Origin of the sequence: Campylobacter sp. 2018MI01 (assembly GCF_018501205.1) — a bacterium.
In the GTDB taxonomy this organism is placed as follows: Bacteria; Campylobacterota; Campylobacteria; order Campylobacterales; family Campylobacteraceae; genus Campylobacter_E.
The window spans coordinates 1-1,719 of record NZ_JAHCZE010000112.1; the positions used below are offsets into that span (position 1 = coordinate 1).

At 28.4% G+C, this 1,719-nt stretch carries 2 protein-coding genes and 1 pseudogene; 2 read left to right on the forward strand and 1 reads right to left on the reverse strand.

Annotation, left to right across the window (positions count from 1 at the left end; translation table 11 throughout):
• A pseudogene (locus KJQ97_RS09200) lies at positions 1-100 on the reverse strand (flagellin N-terminal helical domain-containing protein); the annotation flags it as partial.
• Between the two features lie 177 nt (positions 101-277).
• Between KJQ97_RS09200 and KJQ97_RS09205 the strand changes: the two are divergent.
• Positions 278-1,159 (forward strand): Abi family protein, encoded by an 882-nt coding sequence (locus KJQ97_RS09205; RefSeq protein WP_214120661.1) that lies wholly within the window; start codon positions 278-280, stop codon positions 1,157-1,159.
• Between the two features lie 401 nt (positions 1,160-1,560).
• Positions 1,561-1,719 (forward strand): flagellin N-terminal helical domain-containing protein (locus KJQ97_RS09210; RefSeq protein WP_502756454.1); only part of this gene is annotated, 159 nt, incomplete at its 3' end.

A 1,719-nucleotide genomic window follows, 5' to 3' on the forward strand; every position in this document is an offset into this window, starting at 1 on the left:
CCATACCTGAAGCATCATCAGCAGCAGAGTTAATTCTAAAACCTGAGTTTAACTTATTTAAAGAACTGTCAATTGATCTATTGTTCATAGATGCGTTTGCATGAGCGCTTAGCTAGTGGGGGTTTGAGAAGATTGTTTAAGTAAAAAATTAATATTTTTATTTTATTTTTCAGCATTTTTGTTGACTTATTAGAATAAAAAATGTTAATATATTTCCGACAGTTCCCTAAGAGCCTCTTAACAATGCGCAACCCTTAGGGACATTTGAAAGCTGATTATGGATAAAAAAACATATAATAAACCCCACAGAACTTGGCAAGAACAATTAGAATTGTTAAGATCTAAAAATTTAACTATTTTAAATGAAGATTTTGCTTTAGAAAAATTAAGAAATTTAAATTATTACAGATTAAGTGCATATTTTTTACCTTTTTATGATGATAATAAGAATTTTATTAAAAATACTAATTTCACGGATATTATTTATTTGTATGATTTTGATATGGAGCTAAAAGCTCTAGTTTCTAATGCTTTGCAGACAATTGAGCTATATTTTAGAACACAAATTGCATACTACCATACATTATCCTTTGGTGCTACAGGATATTTATGTGAGTTAAATTTTACACAAAATCATAAAAACATTAAAACACACAAAAGCCTTATAGATACGATATTTAAGGAAGTAAAACGCTCTAACGAAAGCTTTATAAAGCATTTTTTAGATAATTATAATGAAATACCATTATGGGCAATTGTAGAAGTAATGTCGTTTGGCACTTTATCTAACTTTTACGCATTATTGCAGACAAACGAGCAAAAGAAAATTTCTGATATTTTTAATATAAATAAATCTATTTTAGTAAATTGGTTACATATAGCAACGCTTGTAAGAAATATTTGCGCACATCATTCAAGATTATGGAATAAAACTCTAGCCGTAGTCTTAAAAATTCCTAGCAAAAATGACTTTTTTCAAAATAAAGATTTAAATAATCAAAAAATTTTTGCATTTTTAAATGTAATAATTTATTTACTACAAACTATAAATCCTAAAAACACCTTTTATAATGACTTAAATACATTACTAAATAAATATCCAAATATAAATCTAAAATCAATGGGTTTAAACGACAATCAATATATTATAAAAATATAAGCAAGCTTTTAAAAATATTAATCAATTTTGTATAACATCTCATCACATCTTAGGGGCGGATGGGTCGCCCCCCGCTTTTGCGGGTCTTTCATCAAAACTTTTCACAAATATTTCACATTTTCACAAGTTTTTCACAAAATCCTAATTCTAATTTCAAATTCCGTGAAATTTTGCACTCTCAAATCATATTTATTTCGGTTAGCTCGTTTAAAAACGAGCTAACACAAGGCTTTTTACGATTTTTTCCTAACAGAAAAAATCACAAAAAGCCACCTATCCCCACATCACAATCACATTTTTAAAAATTTTTTCACATCACCCCTAAAGTTATTTTTTAGCACACCGATATAGTTGTAACTTGATAAGGAAATCAAGACAATTATTTTTTTAAGGAGAAAATTATGGGATTCAGAATTAACACAAACGTGGCGGCGCTAAGCGCTCATGCAAACGCATCTATGAACAATAGATCAATTGACAGTTCTTTAAATAAGTTAAACTCAGGTTTTAGAATTAACTCTGCTGCTGATGATGCTTCAGGTATGGCAATTGCTGATAGT

Coding starts and splice junctions, on each gene's coding strand:
- KJQ97_RS09205 (WP_214120661.1), top strand. CDS start 278: ATGGATAAAAAAACATATAATAAACCCCACAGAACTTGGCAAGAACAA.